Consider the following 18041-nt stretch of genomic DNA (forward strand, 5'->3'; position numbering starts at 1 on the left):
ACAAGGCGCAGGGGGTGGGTCGATGTCGTACGACTACAGCTCGGAGTCGAAACTCCTCGAGTTGCCGAACCCGTACCAGCTGCAGAACCGCCTGCTGTGGCTGTGCGCCGCGGTGCTGGCGCTCGGCGGCGTCACCGCGCTGTTCTGGGCCCGCAACGCGATGCAGGACAACGCGTTGCGACTGGCCGCCGCGCCGCTGATCGCGGGCCTCGCGATGATCGCCGCCGGCCTCGTCTGCGCCGCGACCTCGGCGCGCCGGATGCGCTTCTTCTTCGGCCGCGGCCGCCCGGCCTCGCTCGCACCCGATCTGCCGGTCGGCGCGAGCGGCAGCTCGAAGGCCTCCGACGCCGTCAAGGAACTGCTGCGCCAGGGCGGTCTGACCTACCCCGAGCCGCAGGGCGCCGTCGAAGGCATGCTCTACCACTGGGTGCCGAAGCTGATCACCGCGCCGCGCGAGGTGCAGCTGCAGGCGCAGCGCTACGTGTTCAACCTCGCGGCGATCGTCGCGACGCTGGCGAGCTTTCTGGTTTCGTGGCTGCTGTTCGGCAACGCGGTCACGCGGCCGTGGATCGGCCTGCTGTACTTCGGGTTCGGCATCTTCGTGCTGCTCAAGCCGGTCGTCTCGGGCGATCGCGCGAAATTCTCGCGCGTCACGCTGCTCGGGCTGATCGCCGCGGCGATCCTGGCGCCGGTCGCAATCGGGCTCGTCGGCGGCCGGCTGCCGTCGCTGCACGGTTTCGAGACCACGGTGCAGACCTTCGTGATGCTGATCGGCGCGCTGATCGCCTGCGGCGGCGCGGTCGTCGCGATCCTCGCGCAGGTCGACAGCGCGCCGCAGACGCGCGCCAGCGTCGAGCAAAGCCGCCTCTCGATGAACGCGCCGCCGGGCAGCCTGATGGACGAGCTCGACCGGCTGATGCAATCGTCGTGGACCGAGGCGATCCCGAACCGGCGCTACGCGCGCATCGAACCGGCGACGAACGCCGCGACACCGAGCGGCAGCTTCGCCGGCGAGCTGTTCGAGGAGAGCCAGCCGCTGCCGGCCGCCGGCACCAAGCCACCGAGCGTGCAGGCCGCGCTCGCCGAACCGCGCCATCGCGCGCTGCTGCTGCTCGACCTGTACGCCACGCTGCTCGTGGTCGCCGCGGTCGCGATGGCGCTCGTGTTCGTGCGCCAGTTCGACGTCACCGCGCCATGGCTCGACAACCGCTTCTCGCTGATCGGCACCTCGGCGATCCTCGCGGTCGTCGCCGCGTTCTGCTTCCAGGCCGCCGCGCGGCTGTGGGGCCGGTTCAACTTCGAATCGGTGCTGACCTGGGTCGAGATGGTCGGCACCTACCAGACCTCGCGCATCGGCACCGGCAACAACTTCTCGAGCCGGATGAACACCGAGAACGATGTGATCCGCACCGAATCGATGACGCTGCGCATCTGGCGCGCGCGCATCGAGTCGGTCGTGTTCGGCAAGGACGCCGCGCGCCAGGTCACCGCGATGTTCTCGACCGACCAGGAGGCGCGCGCTCTCGCCGCCGACCTGAGCGCGTTCGCGCGCGGCCAGAGCGTGCTGGTCGCGCCGTTCAGCCATGAAGACCAGGCGCGCATCGCCGCGTTGAACGCCGGCGAACGTGCGATGCAGCCGGCGATCGAGGGCGCGGGCGCGGCCGCGCAGGTGCAGCAGCACCTGCACGCGGCGGCGGCGATCGCGTCGGTCGCCGGCGTCTCACCGACCGCGAAGCGCTTCTGCAGCGCCTGCGGCACCGAGGCGCCGCCCGGCGCGCGCTTCTGCGCGAACTGCGCGGCACCGCTCGGGCATTGAAGCCTTCCCGCCACGTTCGGGCGATGCCATGCCGACCCTGCAAGCGCTGCTGCTGACCGACGTCGTCGACAGCACCCGCCTGACCGAGGAACTCGGCGATGCCGCGATGGCCGCGCTGTGGACCGCGCACGACCGGATCGCCCGCGACCTGCTGCCGGTCTGGCGCGGCCGCGAGATCGACAAGACCGACGGCATGCTGCTGCTGTTCGACAGCGTCGCCGACGCGGCCGGCTACGCGCTCGCCTACCACCGCGCGCTCGCGGCGCGCGATCTGCCGATCAAGGCGCGCGCCGGCATCCACGTCGGCCCGGTGACGCTGCGCCCGAACCCGGCCGCCGACGTCGCGCGTGGCGCCAAGCCGGTCGAGGTCGACGGGCTCGCGCTGCCGATCGCGGCGCGCGTGATGTCGGTCGCGCTCGGCGGGCAGACGCTGCTGAGCGCCGATGCGCGAGTCGCGCTCGGGCTCGTCGCCGCAGGGTCGGCGCGCGTGCAGTCGCACGGCCACTGGCGCATGCAGGGCGTGGCCGAGCCGGTCGAGCTGTTCGAGATCGGCGAAGGCGGTGCACCGTTCGTCACGCCGCCCGACGGCGCGAAGGTCTACCGCGTGATGCGCCAGGGGGAGCTGTGGCAGCCGATGCGCGAGGTCCGGCACAGCGTGCCGGCCGAGCGCGACTCCTTCGTCGGCCGCCAGGAGCCGCTGCAGCTGCTCGCGCGCAAGTTCGAAGACGGCGCGCGGCTCGTCTCGGTGCTCGGCATGGGCGGCACCGGCAAGACGCGGCTCGTGACGCGCTTCGCGTGGACCTGGCTCGGCGACTATCCCGGCGGCGTGTGGTTCTGCGATCTGTCGCAGGCGCGCACGCTCGACGGCATCCACTTCGCGGTCGCGCAGGGGCTGGACGTGCCGCTCGGCAAGACCGACCCGGTCGTGCAGCTCGCCCACGCGATCGCGGGGCGCGGCAGGTGCCTGGTGATCCTCGACAACTTCGAGCAGGTCGCGCGTCACGCCGAAGAGACGCTCGGCCGCTGGCTCGATCGCGCGCCGCGGGCGCAGTTCATCGTGACGACGCGCGAGGTGCTGGGCGTGGTCGGCGAGCAGACGCTGGCGCTGGCGCCGCTGCCCGGCGCCGATGCGGCCGCGCTGTTCCTGCGCCGTGCCGAATCGGCGAGCCAGGGCTACGCGCCGAACGCCGACGACCGCGCGGCGATCGAGCAGCTCGTCAAGGTGCTCGACGGGCTGCCGCTCGCGATCGAACTCGCCGCCGCGCGCGTGCGCGTGATGCGGCCGCGCGCCCTGCTCGAACGCATGCACGAGCGCTTCAGCGTGCTGTGGTCGCGAGCCGGCCGGCACGACCGACAGGCCACCTTGCGCGCGGCCTTCGACTGGTCCTGGGAGCTGCTCAGCGAACCGGAGAAGTCCGCGCTCGCGCAGCTTTCTGTGTTCAAGGGTGGGTTCACGCTCGAAGCCGCCGAAGCGGTGCTCGACCTCTCGGCCCACGATCGCGCGCCGTGGGCCGTCGATGCGGTGAACTGGCTCGTCGACAAGAGCTTCGTGCGGCGGGTCGCCGAAGATCGCTTCGACCTGCTCGAAAGCGTTCGCGAGTACGCGGCCGAGCACCTCCAGACCGAGGGCCGGTACGCCGGCAGCGGGCCGGCCGCGCGCGCGCAGGCCGAACAGCGGCACGGCACGTACTTCGCGGCGCTGGGGCCGCAGCGCGCAATGGCAAACGCCTGCGTCGAGCTCGACAACCTCGTCGTCGCATGCCGACGTGCGGTGGCTCGCGGCGATCCCGACATCGCTGCGAGCGCGTTGCTCGGCACCTGGGGCCCGCTGCGCATGCGCGGGCCGTTTCGCCTCGGTGCAACGCTCGCCGAGGCCGTTCGGCAAGTGCCGGGCTTGCACGGCGCGCACCGGGTAGAGGTGGACCTCGTCGCCGGCCTGTCACTGCACCTGTGCGGGATGGCCGTCGAAGCACAGCGCCACCTGGCTACCGCCGAAGCGGGCGCGCGGGCGATCGCAAACCCCGACCTCCAGGGGCGGGCTCTGCTAGCGCTGGCGATGCTGCAGGCAGGTGCCGGGCAAATCGAGCTTGCGACCGAGTCTTACGCGAACGCGCTGACGGCGGCTCGCGCCGCAGGCAATCCGTCGCAGGAGTGTGCGGCCCTGAACGGCATCGCATCGTTCTGCGAATCGCTGGGTCGGATTCCCGAGGCGCGCGCGCACTACGAGGCGGCGCTGCAGCTCGCTCAGCGCGCAGGCGATCGTCGCTGGGAGGGCGGCTCGGCCGGCAATCTCGCGCAGTTTCATGCGACCCAAGGCCGGCGCGCCGAAGCGTGGCCGCTGTATGCCAAAGCGATACTGATCGCTCGGGAACTCGGCGATCGACAGTGGGAGGCGAACGCCCGCTGCAACCTGGGGCTGCTGCACTTCGACCAAGGGCGCACGAGCGAAGCGCAAATCGAGCTCGGCGCGGCGCTCGACACCGCGCGCGAGCTGGGCCATGCCCGCCTGCTGTGGGTTGTGCAATGCAACCTCGGGCTGGTCGCCGAGGCGCTCGATCAGCCGATGGCGGCCGCCGAGCACCACGAAGCCGCGCTGGCCATCGCCCGCGAGCTCGGCGACCGCCGCTCCGAGGGCCAGGTTCTGACTTATCTGGGCCTGCTCCATGCTCGACAGGAACGTTTCGAGCCAGCTCGCGCCTGCCTGGACCTGGGGGAGGCGCTGTTGCGCGCGGCATCCGACCGGGTCAGCCTCGGCATCCTGCTGTGCAACCGCGCCGAGTTGGAGCACCGTGCCGCGAATATCCCGGGCGCTGAAACGGCGCTGGCGCAGGCCACGGCGCTCTCGGCCGAACTGGCGGAAGTCGACCCCGAATCCGAGTTCGGCCAGGCCTTGTGCCGCACGCGGGAGTTGTTCCGCGCGCTCGCGTGAAGGCGAAGGCGCCGGTCAACGCGTTGGCTTCAGCGGCGTGCAGGCCAACGGGTCATCGTCCAGCGGCGACACGACGATAGAGTCGAAGTTGACGATCGTCGGATCGCAGTACCAAATCACCGAGTCGCCGATCTTCTTGAAGAGGACCGAGTACTTCCACTCCGCGTGGGCGGTGGTGGACTCGAAGCACAGGCCGTATTGATCGCTCCCGTTCGAAAACGACGCAGTCGGGGGCGACCCGGATTCGATGACCACGCCGGTCGGCACGAAGACATAGCCAGAGGTTTCCAATGTCCAGTTGGCACCGGCCTTGCTCCCGCCGATCTGGACCTTGCGTGGGACCTTGATCGTGATGCCGCCGGCCGACGTGGCGGTGATGTCCTTGATCTTGACCTGCAGCACGTGGCCATCGCACGCGGCAGGCACCGGCGCCGGCGCGCTCGCACTCGGCATCTCGCGTCGCCCGGGCTTGCCCGGCTCGGTCGTCGCACACCCCGCGGCCGCTGCACTCGCCGCCACGATGACCCACAGCTGCGTCAGTCGGCTCATCTCGCATCTCCCTGGTGACGGCCACGTCGCGACGATTCGGGTCGAACCGACATGTCAACGGGCTCGCCCGATGATGCGCAGGCCCGTCAAACCTGTCGAGCCCCACGGATCGCGGCGGTCATCTCGATTGAGGATTCCGCCGTGGGGCCCGAACGCTCAAAGCACGACCACATGCTCCGCCGCCAAGCCGCGCACGACCCGCCGCGGGACACCGCCATCGAAGGTCACGAACCGCAGGCCGTGCCGGACGGCCAGGCCGAGCAGGTAGGCGTCGGTCACCTGGCGATGGCCGAGCAGCTGCGTCGCATCGAAGTACTCGGCGTCGAGCAGGCTCAGGTCGCCGGGCACGAAATGATGAAAAGCCGTGTCGGTCGCGTCGCGCAGCCGCTGCGCGACCTGCGCGGTCGGCAGCGCGTTCGGGTAGCCGGGCTGCGACATGATGCGCACGCAGCCGTTCTGTGTGATCGCGCACGAGGCCCAGCCGGCGGCGATGTTCTCGCTCAACCATGCGCTGGCGCGCGCGTGATGCAGGTGGTCGGCGTCGAGCAGCGCGATCAGCACGTTGACGCCGAGCAGCGCCCGACGCTCGGCGGGCCTGGCGGCGCGCGCGGCCATGGTCAGTATTCGCCCTCGTCGCGCAGCTTCTCGATCAGCGCGTTGGTGACGACCGCACCGCGCGATGCGAACGGCCGGAAGCCGTGCACCGCCTTCGGCTCACGCGCGACCGCACCGGCCGGCGCCGGGGCCTGCGTCAGCGCACGGCGCGCCAACTCGGAAAGCACCTGACCTCAACTCCCATGCGGCTTCTCGACATGCCCGCCGAACTGGAACCGCATCGCGCTGAGCAGGCGGTTCTGAAACTCCGCCTCGCCGCGCGAACTGAAGCGCGCGTAGAGCGCCGCGGTCAGCACCGGCGCCGGCACGGCCTCGTCGATCGCGGCCTGGATGGTCCAGCGGCCCTCGCCCGAATCGGAGACGCGGCCGCCGAACTTCGCGAGCTGCGGGTCTTCGTTCAGCGCGTTCGCGGTCAGGTCGAGCAGCCACGACGCGATCACGCTGCCGCGGCGCCAGACCTCGGCGATCTCGGGCAGCGGCATGTCGTAGCGGTAGTGCGCCGGGTCGCGCATCGGCGTGGTCTCGGCATCGACCGCGTGCGTATCGCTGCCGACGTTCGCGCCGCGCAGGATCGCGAGGCCCTCGGCGTACGCGGCCATCATCCCGTACTCGATGCCGTTGTGGACCATCTTGACGAAGTGCCCCGCGCCGTTCGCGCCGCAATGCAGGTAACCGTGGTCGGCGCTGCCACTGCCGTCGCGTCCTGGCGTGCGCGCGATCTCGCCGATGCCGGGCGCGAGCGTCGCGAAGATCGGGTCGAGGCGCTTCACGACGGCCGCCTCGCCGCCGATCATCATGCAGTAGCCGCGCTCGGCGCCCCAGACGCCGCCGCTGGTACCGACGTCGACATAGTGCAGCTGCTTCGCGCCGAGCGCCTGGGCGCGGCGGATGTCGTCGACGTAGTACGAGTTGCCGCCGTCGATCAGGATGTCGCCTGCATCGAGCAGCGGCAGCAGCTCGGCGATCGTCGCGTCGACGACCGCGGCGGGCACCATCAGCCAGAGCACGCGCGGCTTCGCGAGCCGGGCCAGCTGGTCCGCATACGAAGCAGCGCCGGTCGCGCCTTCCTGCACCAGCGCCTGCACCGCCGCCGGCGCCCGATCGAACACCACGCACTCGTGACCGCCCTTCATCAGGCGGCGCACCATGTTCGCGCCCATGCGGCCGAGGCCGATCATCCCGAGTTGCATGCATCGCTCCAGAGACGCGCCCGCGGCGCGGATCACGCATCGTAGTGCGCTCGCGCGATACTCGCGCGAGCCCCTCCACACCACGCCGAACCATGAGCATCACCGCCGACGACATCGAAGCCGCCGCGCTGCGCATCGCACCGCATGTCCGCGAGACCCCGCTGTGGCGATTGCCGAGCACTGCGCTCGGATTGCCGGCCGACACGCCTGCGTTCGAGGTCTGGTTGAAGCTCGAGCAGCTGCAGCGCTCGGGCACTTTCAAGGCACGCGGGATGTTCAACCGGCTGCTGTCGAACACGCTTCCCGCGACCGGCGTGATCGTCGCATCGGGCGGCAACGCCGGCATCGCGACCGCGCTCGCGGCGCGCGCGCTCGGCGTGCCGGCCGAGGTGTTCGTGCCGAGCGTGATTTCGCCGGCGAAGCGCGCGCGGCTCAGCGCGCTCGGCGCCGAGGTCGTGATCGCCGGCGAGGTCTACGCCGAGGCGCTGCAGGCCTGCGAGGCACGCCAGCGCGAGACCGGCGCGCTGATGACGCATGCCTACGATCAGCCCGAGGTCGTCGCCGGCGCCGGCACGCTGGCGCGCGAGTTCGAAGCCCAGCTCGCGGCGCAGGGCCAGGCGCCTGATTCGGTGCTGGTCAGCGTCGGCGGCGGCGGGCTGGTCGCCGGCATCGCGGCCTGGTTCGCCGGCCGCAGCCGTGTCATCGCGCTCGAACCCGAGCTCGCACCGACGCTGTACCGCGCCCGGGCGGCCGGTGCGCCGGTCGACGTGCAGGTCGGCGGCATCGCGGCCGATTCGCTCGGCGCACGGCGCGTCGGCGCCATCGCCTGGACGATCGCGCAGCAGCACGTCGCGCAAGCCGAGCTGCTGCGCGACGATGCGATTCGCGCGGCGCAGCGCTTCCTGTGGGACGAGCTGAAGCTCGCGGTCGAGCCGGCCGCGGCGCTGCCGCTCGCAGCGCTGCAGAGCGGTGTCGTGCGGCCGCGGGCCGGCGAGCGCGTCGTGCTGGTCATCTGCGGCGCGAACGTCGATCCGACGACGCTGGCCGACGCGGCTTGAACGCGAGGGCGACCACACGATGGACATCCTGATCCTCGGCGGCGGCGTCTTTCTCGGCGCCGCGAGTCTGCAGGCCGCGCTCGAACGAAACCACCGCATCACGGTCTTCAACCGCGGCCGGGCACGCGGCGCGTGGCCCGATGGTGTCGAGGCGCTGACCGGCGATCGCGTCGCCGACCTGCACCGGCTGGCCGGTCGCCGCTGGGATGCGGTGATCGACACCTGCGGCTACGTGCCCGCCGACGTGCAGGTCAGCGCCGAGGCGCTGCGCGACGCTTGCGAGCGCTACCTGTTCGTCTCGAGCGTCTCGGCCTACGCCGACACGAGCGACCCGATGACCGAGGAGGATCACCCGCTCGCGCCGTTCGACGCCATCGCGCGCGACGACCGCGACCTGCGCCACTACGGTCCGCAGAAGGCCGCCTGCGAGGCCGAGGTGATGCGCGTGTTCGGGCCGCGCGCACTGATCGTGCGGCCGGGCCTGATCGTCGGCCCGGGCGACCGCAGCGGCCGCTTCAGCCACTGGGTCTGGCGCGCTGCGGACGGCGGCGCGATGCTGGTGCCCGATGTGCCGAGCGCCAACGCGCTGCAGTTCATCGACGTGCGCGACCTGGCCGGGTGGATGCTGCGCCTGCTCGAAGCCGGCGCGCGCGGCGCCTTCAACGGCAGCGGGCCGGTCGGCGGCACGCCCATCGGCTGGGACACGCTGACCGCCGCGTGCCAGACCGAAGCCGCTGCGCGCGGGCTCGCGCCGGCGACGGCCGTGCGTGTCGGCGAAGCCTTTCTGCTGGAGCAAGGCGTGCAGCCGTGGAGCGAGCTGCCGCTGTGGCTGCCATCGATCGACCCCGAGTACGCCGGCTTCAACCGCGATCTGACACGGGCCGCCGCGGCCGGCCTGCGCACGCGCCCGCTGCGCGCGACCATCGCCGCGGTGCTCGACGAAGGCATCCCGCCGCCCGACGACAGGCGCCGCGCCGGCAAGCTCACGCGCGAGCGCGAGGCCGCGCTGCTGGCCGCGTGGTCGGCGCTCGCGCGTGAACCCCACGGAGACCACACGCGATGACCATCGAACTCGCCAAGGAAGCGCGCAGCGCCGCGGTCGCGTCAATCGAACGCTACTACCTCGAGAACTTCGGCGAGAAGATCGGCAACATCCAGGCCGCCGCGCTGCTGCACTTCTTTCTCGACGAGATCGCGCCCAGCGTCTACAACCAGGCCGTCGCCGCGGTGCAGGAGCGGCTGATCGCGCGCGTGACCGAGGTCGACATCGAGTGCCACGAAGACGAGTTCGGCTACTGGCCGAAGCAGCGCAAGCGCTGACCGCGCGGCGCGTGCCGCGGCGCCTTCAGAACCCGTTGTACGCGATGCCGATGTAGGGCCGCGACTCGCCGTCGGCGTGGTTGTTGCCGACGCGCAGGAACCAGCGCGGCGAGCCCAGTGCGATGCGCACGCCGACGTTCGTCGCCTGGTAGCCGCGCTCGTGGTAGCGGCTCCATTCCAGCGCCACCGGCACGCTGGACGGCGCGTACTGCGCCGTCGCGAGCCAGCTGCCGCGAAAGCTCGAGGCCTGCGCCAGCGCGTAGTAGGTGCCGCCCGGCGCCGGTCCCTGCCACTCCGACTGCAGGCGCGCCGAGGGCCGCGTGTCGTGGCCCGCATCTGCACCGCGGTCGTGGAAGTCGTTGATGCCGGCACCGGCGCCGACGATCCATTGGTACGCAGTGCCGGCCAGCGCCCAGCGATAGGTGTAGCCCACCGCGGTCGCATCGCCAGTGGACCAGCGCACGTGGCTCGCCGACAGCAGCGCCGCGGGCGCCTGCGCGGTCGACGGGCCGAGCGCGTGCACGAGCACCGCGGTCGTTGCGCTCGAGGAGGTGTCGAGCTGCGCGTACTCGATCGCGCGCGCATTCGCCGCACCGAGCAGCATGAGCGCGGCGAGTGCAGGAGCGCGGAGGTTGTTTGGGTTCAAGGTGTCGGTTCCAGGATGACGTGGTGGCGGCAGCGCCTCGATCTCAGTAAGTGGAGGGCTCTGCCTCGCGCCGCGGCATTTGCCACGCGTCATCGTTGACGGCCGGCGCAGCCGGCGCGACCCGTGCGAGCGGCGGCAGTTCGACCGAGCTGACGATCCGGTAGGCGAACACCGCGACATCGCCGCCGCCCGGGCCGTCCAGCGCGAGCCGCTCGAGGCGCACGCTGCACGACGGCGCGTCGGTGCGCCGGCTCACGTCGAGGATCAGTTCGCGCCCCAGCGGCAGCGCGTTGTGGCTGACGACGAACGAGCTTTCGGCATCGACCGACGGGGCCGAGATCAGCACCGATTCGGCCGGTCCCAGCCGATCGACCCGCGCCGTGCCGGCGTTCCAGCGCGCCTGCGCGAGCGGGTTCGGCCCCGGTCCCGTGACCCGCTGCGGCAGCACGCGGCTCAACGGCGTGTGGACCTGGTCGGTGTAGCCGTTCAACACCCACTGCAGATCCGAGCCGAACAGGAAACTTTCGAGTTGCTCGCGGCCTTCCTGGCTGGTCGAGAAGTGCAGCCCGAGCGCCTTCAGGCCATGCTCGGCGTGCTCGAACGGCACCGCCCCACGGACCTCGCCCCAGAACGCGACGGGCCCGTCCGGCAGTGTCAGGTGGCCGGTCAGCATGTCGCCGATCGCGAGGCTGGCCGGGAGCTTGCCGTAGAAGCGCAGGCCGTTCTCGGACACGTCGTCGACGGTGCCGGGCAAGCGCGTGCCGTCGGCGACGACGATCTCTGCCGGCAGCGCGACCGGAAAGCGATACTGCTTGCGGCGGTTGCGCTGCGTCAGCGCGGTGAACGCGAGCACGCCGACCGCGAGCGCGCCGTTGACGACGGCCCAGAAGACGCTCGCGACGACCGCGCCCAGCGGCAGGTTTGGCGACACCAGGTACACGACGCCGCCGACCGCGATCGCCAGCGCATTCAGCGTCAGCACCGACCACTGCGGAAAGGTCAGCCGCATCGCGGCCCGCGCCGCCGGCGCGCCCTTCGCGGTGACGCGGAACTTCATCGTCGGCGCGATCCACGCCAACGTGGCCCACGCGAACGCCGCGAAGCGCGCCATGTTGTACTGCTCGATGAACACGCTGCGCCCGTAGCCGCGCGCCACCTCCTCGAAGATCCAGAAGGTCAGCACGCAGAACGGCACGAAGTGGATCAGGAAGTCGGTCATGCTCGCACGCATCGGCAGCACGCCCGACAACAGCACCACGACCGGCGCGAAATAGAAGATCGCCTTCTGCCAGCCGTCGAAATAGGTCAGCACCGAGGCCAGGTAGTTCAGCCGCTGCGCGAAGCTCAGGCCGCGGTGGGTCAGGATGCCCTCCTTGCGCCAGACGTGCATCGCGCCCTGGCCCCAGCGCACGCGCTGCGCCAGGAACGGCTGGATCGACTCGGGCGCCAGCCCGAAGGCCAGCGGCTCGGCGTGGTAGACCGACTCGTGGCCCTTCGCATGGATGCGCATCGAGGTGTGCAGGTCTTCGGTCACGGTGCCGGTCGCGAAGCCGCCGATCTCGTCGAGCGCGCTGCGCCGCACGACCGCGCAGCTGCCGCAGAAGAAGGCCGAGTTCCAGTAGTCCTTGCCGCGCTGGATCACGCGGAAGAACAGCGACTGCTCGGTCCACACCGCGCGGCCCGCGCCGCCGCGGTGCTGGTACGAGTCGAGGTTGTAGAAGTCCTGCGGCGTCTGCACGAACGCGACCTTCTGGTTCTCGAAGTAGCCCAGCGTCTTGGTGAGGAAGTCGTGGCGCGGCGCGTGGTCCGCATCGAAGATCGCGATCAGCTCGCCGGTGCTGTGCGCCAGCGCGTGGTTCAGGTTGCCGGCCTTGGCGTGCTGGTTGTCGCCGCGGGCCAGGTACTCGCAGCCCAGTTGCGCCGCGAGCGCGCGCATTTCGGGGCGCCGGCCGTCGTCGAGCAGCCAGGTCGTGTGCGGGTAGTCCATGCCGCGCGCGGCGAGCAGCGTCTTGCGCACCAGGTCGACCGATTCGTTGTAGGTCGGCACGAAAACATCGACGTTCAGGCCCATGCGCACCGGCGGCGCGCGGCGGATCGTCAGGCGCCAGCACATGAAGACATGCAGCAGCGCGGTCACGAAGCCGAACACCTCGGCGCCGTAGATCAGGCCCGAGAAGATCGGCGCGTCGGCATTGAGCGTGCCCAGGCGCCAGGTCAGGTACCAGGCGCTGGCGGCAAGAAAGGCGAATACCAGCAGGCGGCGCGGCCACTCGAGCGGCGCGTATGCGGTTCGGTTTGGATTCATCGGCGGCCCCTTGTGCATTCGCCCCTTATCGGGTCGCACCGGGGTCGGCTTGAACGCGGGCCGAGCCGCGCGCGGTGCATGGCGCACCGACTCGTGAATTGTGTCTCGAAGGTCAGCCCGCCGGGCAAGGGCCCATGGAGTCAGGGGGTCGATGCGCGCCGGGGCTTGCCTAGAATCGGTCGGTCTCCACAGAGGCTGAAATGCTCAAGCCAGCTACGAATCCCAAATCGCCCGCGACGGACCGACGCTCCGGCACCGACCGTCGAGGTGCCGACGCACCACCCCCGGGCAAGCGCGATCGTCGCCGCGGTCTCGAGGCGCGCAAGCCCGAGGTCGTTGAGCTCGACATGTCCGACTCCGAGTGGGCCGCGCTGAACCACGAGTCTTCGACGCCGGCGAAGTGACCGGCGTGGCGCCGCGAACGAACCGGCGGCGCCAGCGGGGCCGCGCTACGGAACGACCCGCCCGATGAAGGTACCCCAGTTCGCGAGCGTCGTGCGCGGCGCGTTCGGGATGTACTCGTTGGCGAACCAGATCGTGCCGTCGGCGTCGGCGACCGCCGCGGAGTAGTCACCCCAACGCCCGACGCGCCCGCCGAAGAACGCGTAGCCGCTGAAGCCGTCGTCGGGCGCTGCGCCCATCGCGACGAGGCTGATCGGCCCGGCGCCGTGGGTCGCATCGATGCGCGCGAAGCCGACGCTCGGGTAGTACGAATCGCCGACGACGCTGAACGAGACCACGCCCCTGCCCCAGCGGTTGACCCCGACCGACGGGTAGATCACGCTGTTGTTGCTGAGCGAGATGTAGCCCTGCTGCGCGATCGCGCCACTGACCTTGCCGCCACCCCAACTCGGCGCGACAACGAAGTAGGCCGACCCCGAGCGCACCACGCCGTTGGCCGGCTTGACCACGGTGTTCAGCGACGACCACAACTTGCCGTCGGCCCAGGTCACCTGCTGCATGCGATCGTCGTTGCCGTCGATCAGCGGCAGGGCCTGCGCCGGGGCCTTGCCGAACACCCCGGCCTTGATCTGATCGGACAAGGGCGTCGGACCGGGCTTCTGGGTGCTGCTCGGCGGCGCGCCGTAGGTCTGGACGTCGATCAGCGCGCTCTGCAGCGCGACGTTCGGCACCGCATTGTCGAGCGAGCTCGTGTTCGTCAGGGCCCAGATCGCGATGCGGTTGTCGAGGCTGTTGTTGAAGTCGAGCGCACTGAGGAAGTACTCGGTGCCGCCGTTCGCGCTCGCGTGCGCGCCGCCCTGCGCGGTGATCGCCGGCTGCAGCGTATAGGCCGGCCCTTCGGCCAGCGGCAGGCCGCTGAACGTGACGACGACCGGCGCAAGGCCCGCCGCGAGCTTGGACTTCGACATCGCATACACCTGCGCGCCGTTGAAGCCGCTCTCGAAAAGCGGGAACTCGTTGGTGCTGACGTAGAAGCCGTAGCGGTCCGCGCCGATCAGTGGCTGGTCGCCGAAGCACGGGCAGCCGGCATGCTCGGGCGTGCCGGTCGCGTTCGTCGTGTCGATGCTGAAGATGTTCCAGATGCCGACCGGGCTCGCGGTCTGGCTCACGGCGAGCAGCACCGCCGAGTGCGGCAGAAACACCCCGGTCACCGGGTCTTGGTCGATCGTCAGCAGCGAGACGAACCAGCGCTGCGTGTCGACATCGAAGTAGGCCTTCGGATCGGAGGTGAACGGGCCATACGGGGCGGCTGCGCCGGGGGTGCGATCGATGGAGACCGGCAGCTTGAAGAACTCGTTCAGGCCGACCGTCGGCACCACGACTGCGCCGCTGGTCGAGCGTACGCGGATCGCGGTGTTGACCGCCTCGACAATGTAGCCGTTGCCCACCGCGAGGCCCTGGTCCGGCGGCTCGCTGCTGAACTGGTTGCCACCGCTGGCCAGGCGCTCATCGCGGTGCGTCAGCCCGTCGAAGCCGGCGCCGGCGAGAAACCCGGCAATGGTGCTGTCGGCGGGCCTGGGCACATGGTCGGCCGGCACGCGCGCCAAGCTGACCTGGCCCTTCGCGAGGCGGTCGAACGCACTGTCGACATCCAGCGAGGGCCTGATCTCGAGCCCGACATCGAACGTGGCGCTCGGCGTTGCGGCGTTCAGCGAGGTCGTGCCCCGGTAGTTCAGGTGCTTGGTCGTCTGTGCGGCATGGGCCGTTGCGCCCAGGGCCAGAAGGGCCACAAAGGCGACCAGGCGCGTCGTGTTGGATTTCATCGGTTCCTCCCGAGGCTTCGCGTTGATGAACGCGCATCTTGCGGCGGCGCGTGCAGGCACGCAAGCGCGCCACCCCCCCGAATCAGTGCTTCGCGACCGCCAGCCAGCGATCCAGCCGCGCGCGGTCGGCGAGCAGCTCGGCGCTGGCCCCTTCATGCACCACGCTGCCGCGATCCAGCACGACCGCGCGCTGCGTGATCGGCAGGATCATGCGCGGGTTCTGCTCGACGATGATCGCGCTCATGCCTTCGTCGCGCACGACCCGCGCGATCGAGCGCAGCAGCTCCTCGACGATGATCGGCGCCAGGCCCTCGAGCGGCTCGTCGAGCAGCAGAAGCTTCGGGTTCAGCACCAGCGCGCGGGCCACCGCGAGCATCTGCTGCTCGCCGCCCGAGAGCTGGTTGCCCATGTTCGACTTGCGCTCGGCCAGCCGCGAGAACATCTCGTAGACCCGTGCCACCGTCCACGCACCCGGCCGCGCCACCGCCGTCAGGTTCTCGTCGACCGTCAGCGACTTGAAAATGTTGCGCTCCTGTGGCACCCAGCCGATGCCGGCCGCGGCGCGCCGGTGCGGCGCCAGCGCCGTGATGTCCTGCCCGGCCAGCGTGATGCGCCCGGCGTGGCGCCGCGTCACGCCCACGAGCGTGTTCAGCAGCGTCGTCTTGCCGGTGCCGTTGCGCCCCAGCAGCGCGAGCGACTGGCCCTGCTCGAGCGCCAGGCTCACGCCCTGCACGACGACCGCCTCGCCGTAGCCCGACTTCAGCCCTTCGACCCGCAGCAGCTCAGCCATGCGCGCGCGCCTCCATGCCGTCACCCTCGCCGAGGTAGACCGCCTTCACGCGCGGGTCGTTCGCGATCGTCTGCACGTCGCCCTCGGCGAACACCGCGCCGTTGACGAGCACCGTCACGCTCTGCGCGAAGTTGAAGACCAGGTCCATGTCGTGCTCGATCAGCAGCACCGACACGTCGGCCGGCAGCGCGTTGATGATGTCGAAGATCTCCTGGCGCTCGCCTTCCGGCACGCCGGCGACCGGCTCGTCGAGCAGCAGCACGCGCGGCCGGCAGGCCAGCGCGGTGGCGATCTCCAGCAAGCGGCGCTTGCCGTAGGCCAGGTGCCTGACCTGCTGGTTCATCACGTCGTCGAGGTGGAACTGCGCCAGCAGGGTGTCGCAGATCGGCGCGACGCGCGCATCGTGGCCGAGCGGCTGCCAGGCCTTGGCGCTGATGCCGAGTTGCGCCGAGACGGCGAGCGCGAGCGACTGCAGCGGCGTCAGCTCGTTGAACAGCTGGTTGATCTGGAAGGTACGCACGATGCCGCGCCGCACGCGGTGGTGCGGTGCGAGGCCGGTGATGTCGTCGCCATCGAGCCAGATCGTGCCGGAGGTGGGTTCGAGCACGCCGGTCAGCAGGTTGATCAGCGTCGTCTTGCCGGCGCCGTTCGGCCCGATCAGCGCACGCCGCGCACCGCGCTCGACCCGGATCGACACGTCGTTGGTCGGCACGATGCCGCCGAAGCGCTTCAGCAGGCCGCGGGTCTCCAGGACCGTGCTCATGGGCGCTTCCACCAGGTCCGTGGTCGGATCAGCCGCTCGCGCCCGACCATCACCAGCACGACCAGGAACAGGCCGAGCCAGAAGTTCCAGTACTGCGGCGTCCACGCCGAGACCAGGTCGTGCAGCAGCTTGAAGACGATCGCGCCGAAGATGCCGCCGTAGAGGTAGCCGGTGCCGCCGATCACGAGCACCAGCAGCACCTCGGCGCTGCGGTGGAAGTCGAACACGTCGAGCGACGCGAAGCCGCTGGTCTGCGCGAGCAGCGCGCCGGCCGCGCCGGCGATTCCCCCGGCGATCGTGCAGACCGCGACGAGCCGCGCGTTCACCGACAGGCCGATGCTCGCGGCGCGCAACCGGTTGTCGCGCAGCGCCTGCAGCGAGACGCCGAACGGCGAGTGCACGAGCGCTCGCCCGGCGAGCAGGCAGACGATCAGCACGAACAGCGTGTAGGCGTACGCGGTGCGGCCGGCGATGTCGAACTCGAAGCGGCCGAACGGCGTCAGCAGCGGCCCCATCACGACGCCTTGCAGCCCGTCGGCGCCGCCGGTGAGCCAGTCGAGCTTGTTCGCGAGTTCGTACAGGATCGACGCGACGCCGAGCGTGACCATCAGTCGCGTCAGGTCGGTGCCGCGCAGGATCAGCACGCTCGTGAGGGCACCGAGCAGCGCCGCGAACGTGATCGCAACCGCCATGCCGACCCACGGGTCCGGCATCACGAGCTTGGCGAACAGCGCCGCGGCATACGCGCCGAAGCCGAAGAACGCCGCGTGGCCGAGCGAGACGATGCCGGCGTAGCCCAGGATCAGGTCGAGCGACAGCGCGAACAGCGCCAGGATCGCGATCTCGTTCAGCAGCAGCGCGTGTCCGGGCAGCAGCAGCCACGACAGCACCAGCGCGAGCAGCAGCACGCCCTCCCACCAGCGCCAGCGCGCGCCCGCCTTCAGCCCGGCCGCGGCATTCACTTGCCGCCTCCGGCGCGCGCGAACAGCCCCTGCGGCCGCACCATCAGGATCACGATCATCAAGGTGTAGACGATGAACGCGCCGAGCTTGGGCACGTAGTACTTGCCGGCGACATCGGCGATGCCCAGCAGCAGCGCGGCGAGCAGCGGGCCGGTCAGCGTGGTCGTGCCGCCGACTGCGCAGACGATCAGGAAATAGATCATGAACTTGAGCGGGAAGGTCGGGTCCAGCCCGAGCACCTCGGCGCCGAGCGCGCCGCCCAGGCCCGCCAGGCCGGAGCCGACCGCGAAGGTCAGCAGGAAGATGCGGTTGACGTTCAGGCCCAGCCCGCCGGCCACGCGCGGATCGTCGACCGCGGCGCGCAGCTGCGCGCCGAAGCGGGTGCGCGTCAGCACGCCCTGCAGGACGAGCGTCAGCGCCGCGCAGACGGCGATGATGAACAAGCGGTACTTGCCGATGCCGATCCACTCGATGTCGAAGCGCCCCTGCAGCCAGGCCGGCACCTGGATGTTCTGCTGCACGCCGCCGACGAAGTAGTCGACCGCGGTCACCGCGATGAACACCAGCCCGATCGAGAACAGCACCTGGTCGAGGTGCGGCTTCGCGTACATGCGGCGGTACAGCAGCGGCTCGAGCGCCGCGCCGAGCAGCGCGGCGCCGACGAACGCGAGCGGCAGGCAGGCGAGGAACGGCACGCCGAGGCGGTTCATCGCCAGCACCGTGATGTAGCCGCCGGCCATCGCGAACGCGCCGTGCGCGAGGTTGATGAAGTTCATCAAGCCCAGCGTCACGGCCAGCCCGACCGCGAGCACGAACAGCAGCATGCCGTAGGCGATGCCGTCGAAGAGAAGGGTCAACATGCGAGCGGATCAG

At 70.7% G+C, this 18041-nt stretch carries 17 protein-coding genes; 6 read left to right on the forward strand and 11 right to left on the reverse strand.

Annotated features, from left to right (window positions below; genetic code table 11):
• Positions 1 to 22: 22 nt before the first annotated feature.
• Positions 23 to 1816: a zinc ribbon domain-containing protein gene (locus tag AC1DTW_RS01490; RefSeq protein WP_477978375.1), complete on the forward strand. Its 1794-nt coding sequence runs from the start codon at positions 23 to 25 to the stop codon at positions 1814 to 1816.
• Between the two features lie 28 nt (positions 1817 to 1844).
• On the forward strand, positions 1845 to 4745 hold the full coding sequence (locus AC1DTW_RS01495; protein WP_477978377.1) for an ATP-binding protein: 2901 nt from the start codon (positions 1845 to 1847) through the stop codon (positions 4743 to 4745).
• Positions 4746 to 4760: 15 nt separating this feature from the next.
• On the opposite strand, the gene AC1DTW_RS01500 is transcribed toward AC1DTW_RS01495, so the two are convergent.
• The 4 genes from AC1DTW_RS01500 to gnd all read right to left on the reverse strand — a co-directional run bounded on the left by AC1DTW_RS01500 (position 4761) and on the right by gnd (position 7099).
• Entirely contained in the window at positions 4761 to 5294 is a 534-nt protein-coding gene (locus AC1DTW_RS01500) for a hypothetical protein (RefSeq protein WP_477978379.1), read from the reverse strand.
• Between the two features lie 156 nt (positions 5295 to 5450).
• Positions 5451 to 5909, reverse strand: a complete 459-nt coding sequence (locus AC1DTW_RS01505) for a TA system VapC family ribonuclease toxin (RefSeq protein ID WP_477978381.1) — start codon at positions 5907 to 5909, stop codon at positions 5451 to 5453.
• A 2-nt stretch (positions 5910 to 5911) separates the two neighbouring features.
• The gene (locus AC1DTW_RS01510; RefSeq protein WP_477978383.1) at positions 5912 to 6076 is read right to left on the reverse strand and encodes a hypothetical protein; all 165 of its coding nucleotides are present in this window, start codon (positions 6074 to 6076) and stop codon (positions 5912 to 5914) included.
• A 6-nt stretch (positions 6077 to 6082) separates the two neighbouring features.
• Positions 6083 to 7099, reverse strand: a complete 1017-nt coding sequence (gene gnd / locus AC1DTW_RS01515; RefSeq protein WP_477978385.1) for a phosphogluconate dehydrogenase (NAD(+)-dependent, decarboxylating) — start codon at positions 7097 to 7099, stop codon at positions 6083 to 6085.
• A gap of 92 nt (positions 7100 to 7191) precedes the next feature.
• Here gnd and AC1DTW_RS01520 point away from each other — a divergent pair, with 92 nt between their 5' ends.
• From AC1DTW_RS01520 to AC1DTW_RS01530, 3 genes are read left to right on the forward strand one after another with little or no spacing between them, the layout of a single operon-like run.
• Positions 7192 to 8157 (forward strand): threonine/serine dehydratase, encoded by a 966-nt coding sequence (locus AC1DTW_RS01520; protein ID WP_477978387.1) that lies wholly within the window; start codon positions 7192 to 7194, stop codon positions 8155 to 8157.
• A gap of 19 nt (positions 8158 to 8176) precedes the next feature.
• Entirely contained in the window at positions 8177 to 9220 is a 1044-nt protein-coding gene (locus AC1DTW_RS01525; RefSeq protein ID WP_477978389.1) for an NAD-dependent epimerase/dehydratase family protein, read from the forward strand.
• The gene (locus AC1DTW_RS01530; RefSeq protein WP_477978391.1) at positions 9217 to 9477 is read left to right on the forward strand and encodes a DUF2164 domain-containing protein; all 261 of its coding nucleotides are present in this window, start codon (positions 9217 to 9219) and stop codon (positions 9475 to 9477) included. Before AC1DTW_RS01525 ends, AC1DTW_RS01530 begins: the two co-directional genes overlap by 4 nt.
• 25 nt (positions 9478 to 9502) lie before the next feature.
• Here AC1DTW_RS01530 and AC1DTW_RS01535 read toward each other — a convergent pair whose 3' ends face one another.
• Both AC1DTW_RS01535 and AC1DTW_RS01540 read right to left on the reverse strand, forming a co-directional pair.
• Entirely contained in the window at positions 9503 to 10123 is a 621-nt protein-coding gene (locus AC1DTW_RS01535) for a hypothetical protein (protein WP_477978393.1), read from the reverse strand.
• Between the two features lie 43 nt (positions 10124 to 10166).
• Positions 10167 to 12428 (reverse strand): glycosyltransferase, encoded by a 2262-nt coding sequence (locus AC1DTW_RS01540; RefSeq protein ID WP_477978394.1) that lies wholly within the window; start codon positions 12426 to 12428, stop codon positions 10167 to 10169.
• Positions 12429 to 12628: 200 nt separating this feature from the next.
• On the opposite strand from AC1DTW_RS01540, the gene AC1DTW_RS01545 reads away from it, so the two are divergent.
• On the forward strand, positions 12629 to 12832 hold the full coding sequence (locus tag AC1DTW_RS01545; protein ID WP_477978395.1) for a hypothetical protein: 204 nt from the start codon (positions 12629 to 12631) through the stop codon (positions 12830 to 12832).
• 45 nt (positions 12833 to 12877) lie between these two features.
• Here AC1DTW_RS01545 and AC1DTW_RS01550 read toward each other — a convergent pair whose 3' ends face one another.
• From AC1DTW_RS01550 to AC1DTW_RS01570, 5 genes are all read right to left on the reverse strand, one after another.
• Entirely contained in the window at positions 12878 to 14653 is a 1776-nt protein-coding gene (locus AC1DTW_RS01550; protein ID WP_477978397.1) for a hypothetical protein, read from the reverse strand.
• A gap of 82 nt (positions 14654 to 14735) precedes the next feature.
• Entirely contained in the window at positions 14736 to 15443 is a 708-nt protein-coding gene (locus AC1DTW_RS01555; RefSeq protein WP_477978399.1) for an ABC transporter ATP-binding protein, read from the reverse strand.
• Positions 15436 to 16206, reverse strand: a complete 771-nt coding sequence (locus AC1DTW_RS01560; protein WP_477978401.1) for an ABC transporter ATP-binding protein — start codon at positions 16204 to 16206, stop codon at positions 15436 to 15438. Before AC1DTW_RS01560 ends, AC1DTW_RS01555 begins: the two co-directional genes overlap by 8 nt.
• Entirely contained in the window at positions 16203 to 17168 is a 966-nt protein-coding gene (locus tag AC1DTW_RS01565) for a branched-chain amino acid ABC transporter permease (protein ID WP_477978403.1), read from the reverse strand. The genes AC1DTW_RS01560 and AC1DTW_RS01565 overlap by 4 nt, the downstream gene beginning before the upstream one ends.
• On the reverse strand, positions 17165 to 18028 hold the full coding sequence (locus tag AC1DTW_RS01570; RefSeq protein WP_477978405.1) for a branched-chain amino acid ABC transporter permease: 864 nt from the start codon (positions 18026 to 18028) through the stop codon (positions 17165 to 17167). The genes AC1DTW_RS01565 and AC1DTW_RS01570 overlap by 4 nt, the downstream gene beginning before the upstream one ends.
• Positions 18029 to 18041: the final 13 nt, after the last annotated feature.

The sequence above is a fragment of the Rhizobacter sp. P5_A1 genome, from assembly GCF_056400745.1.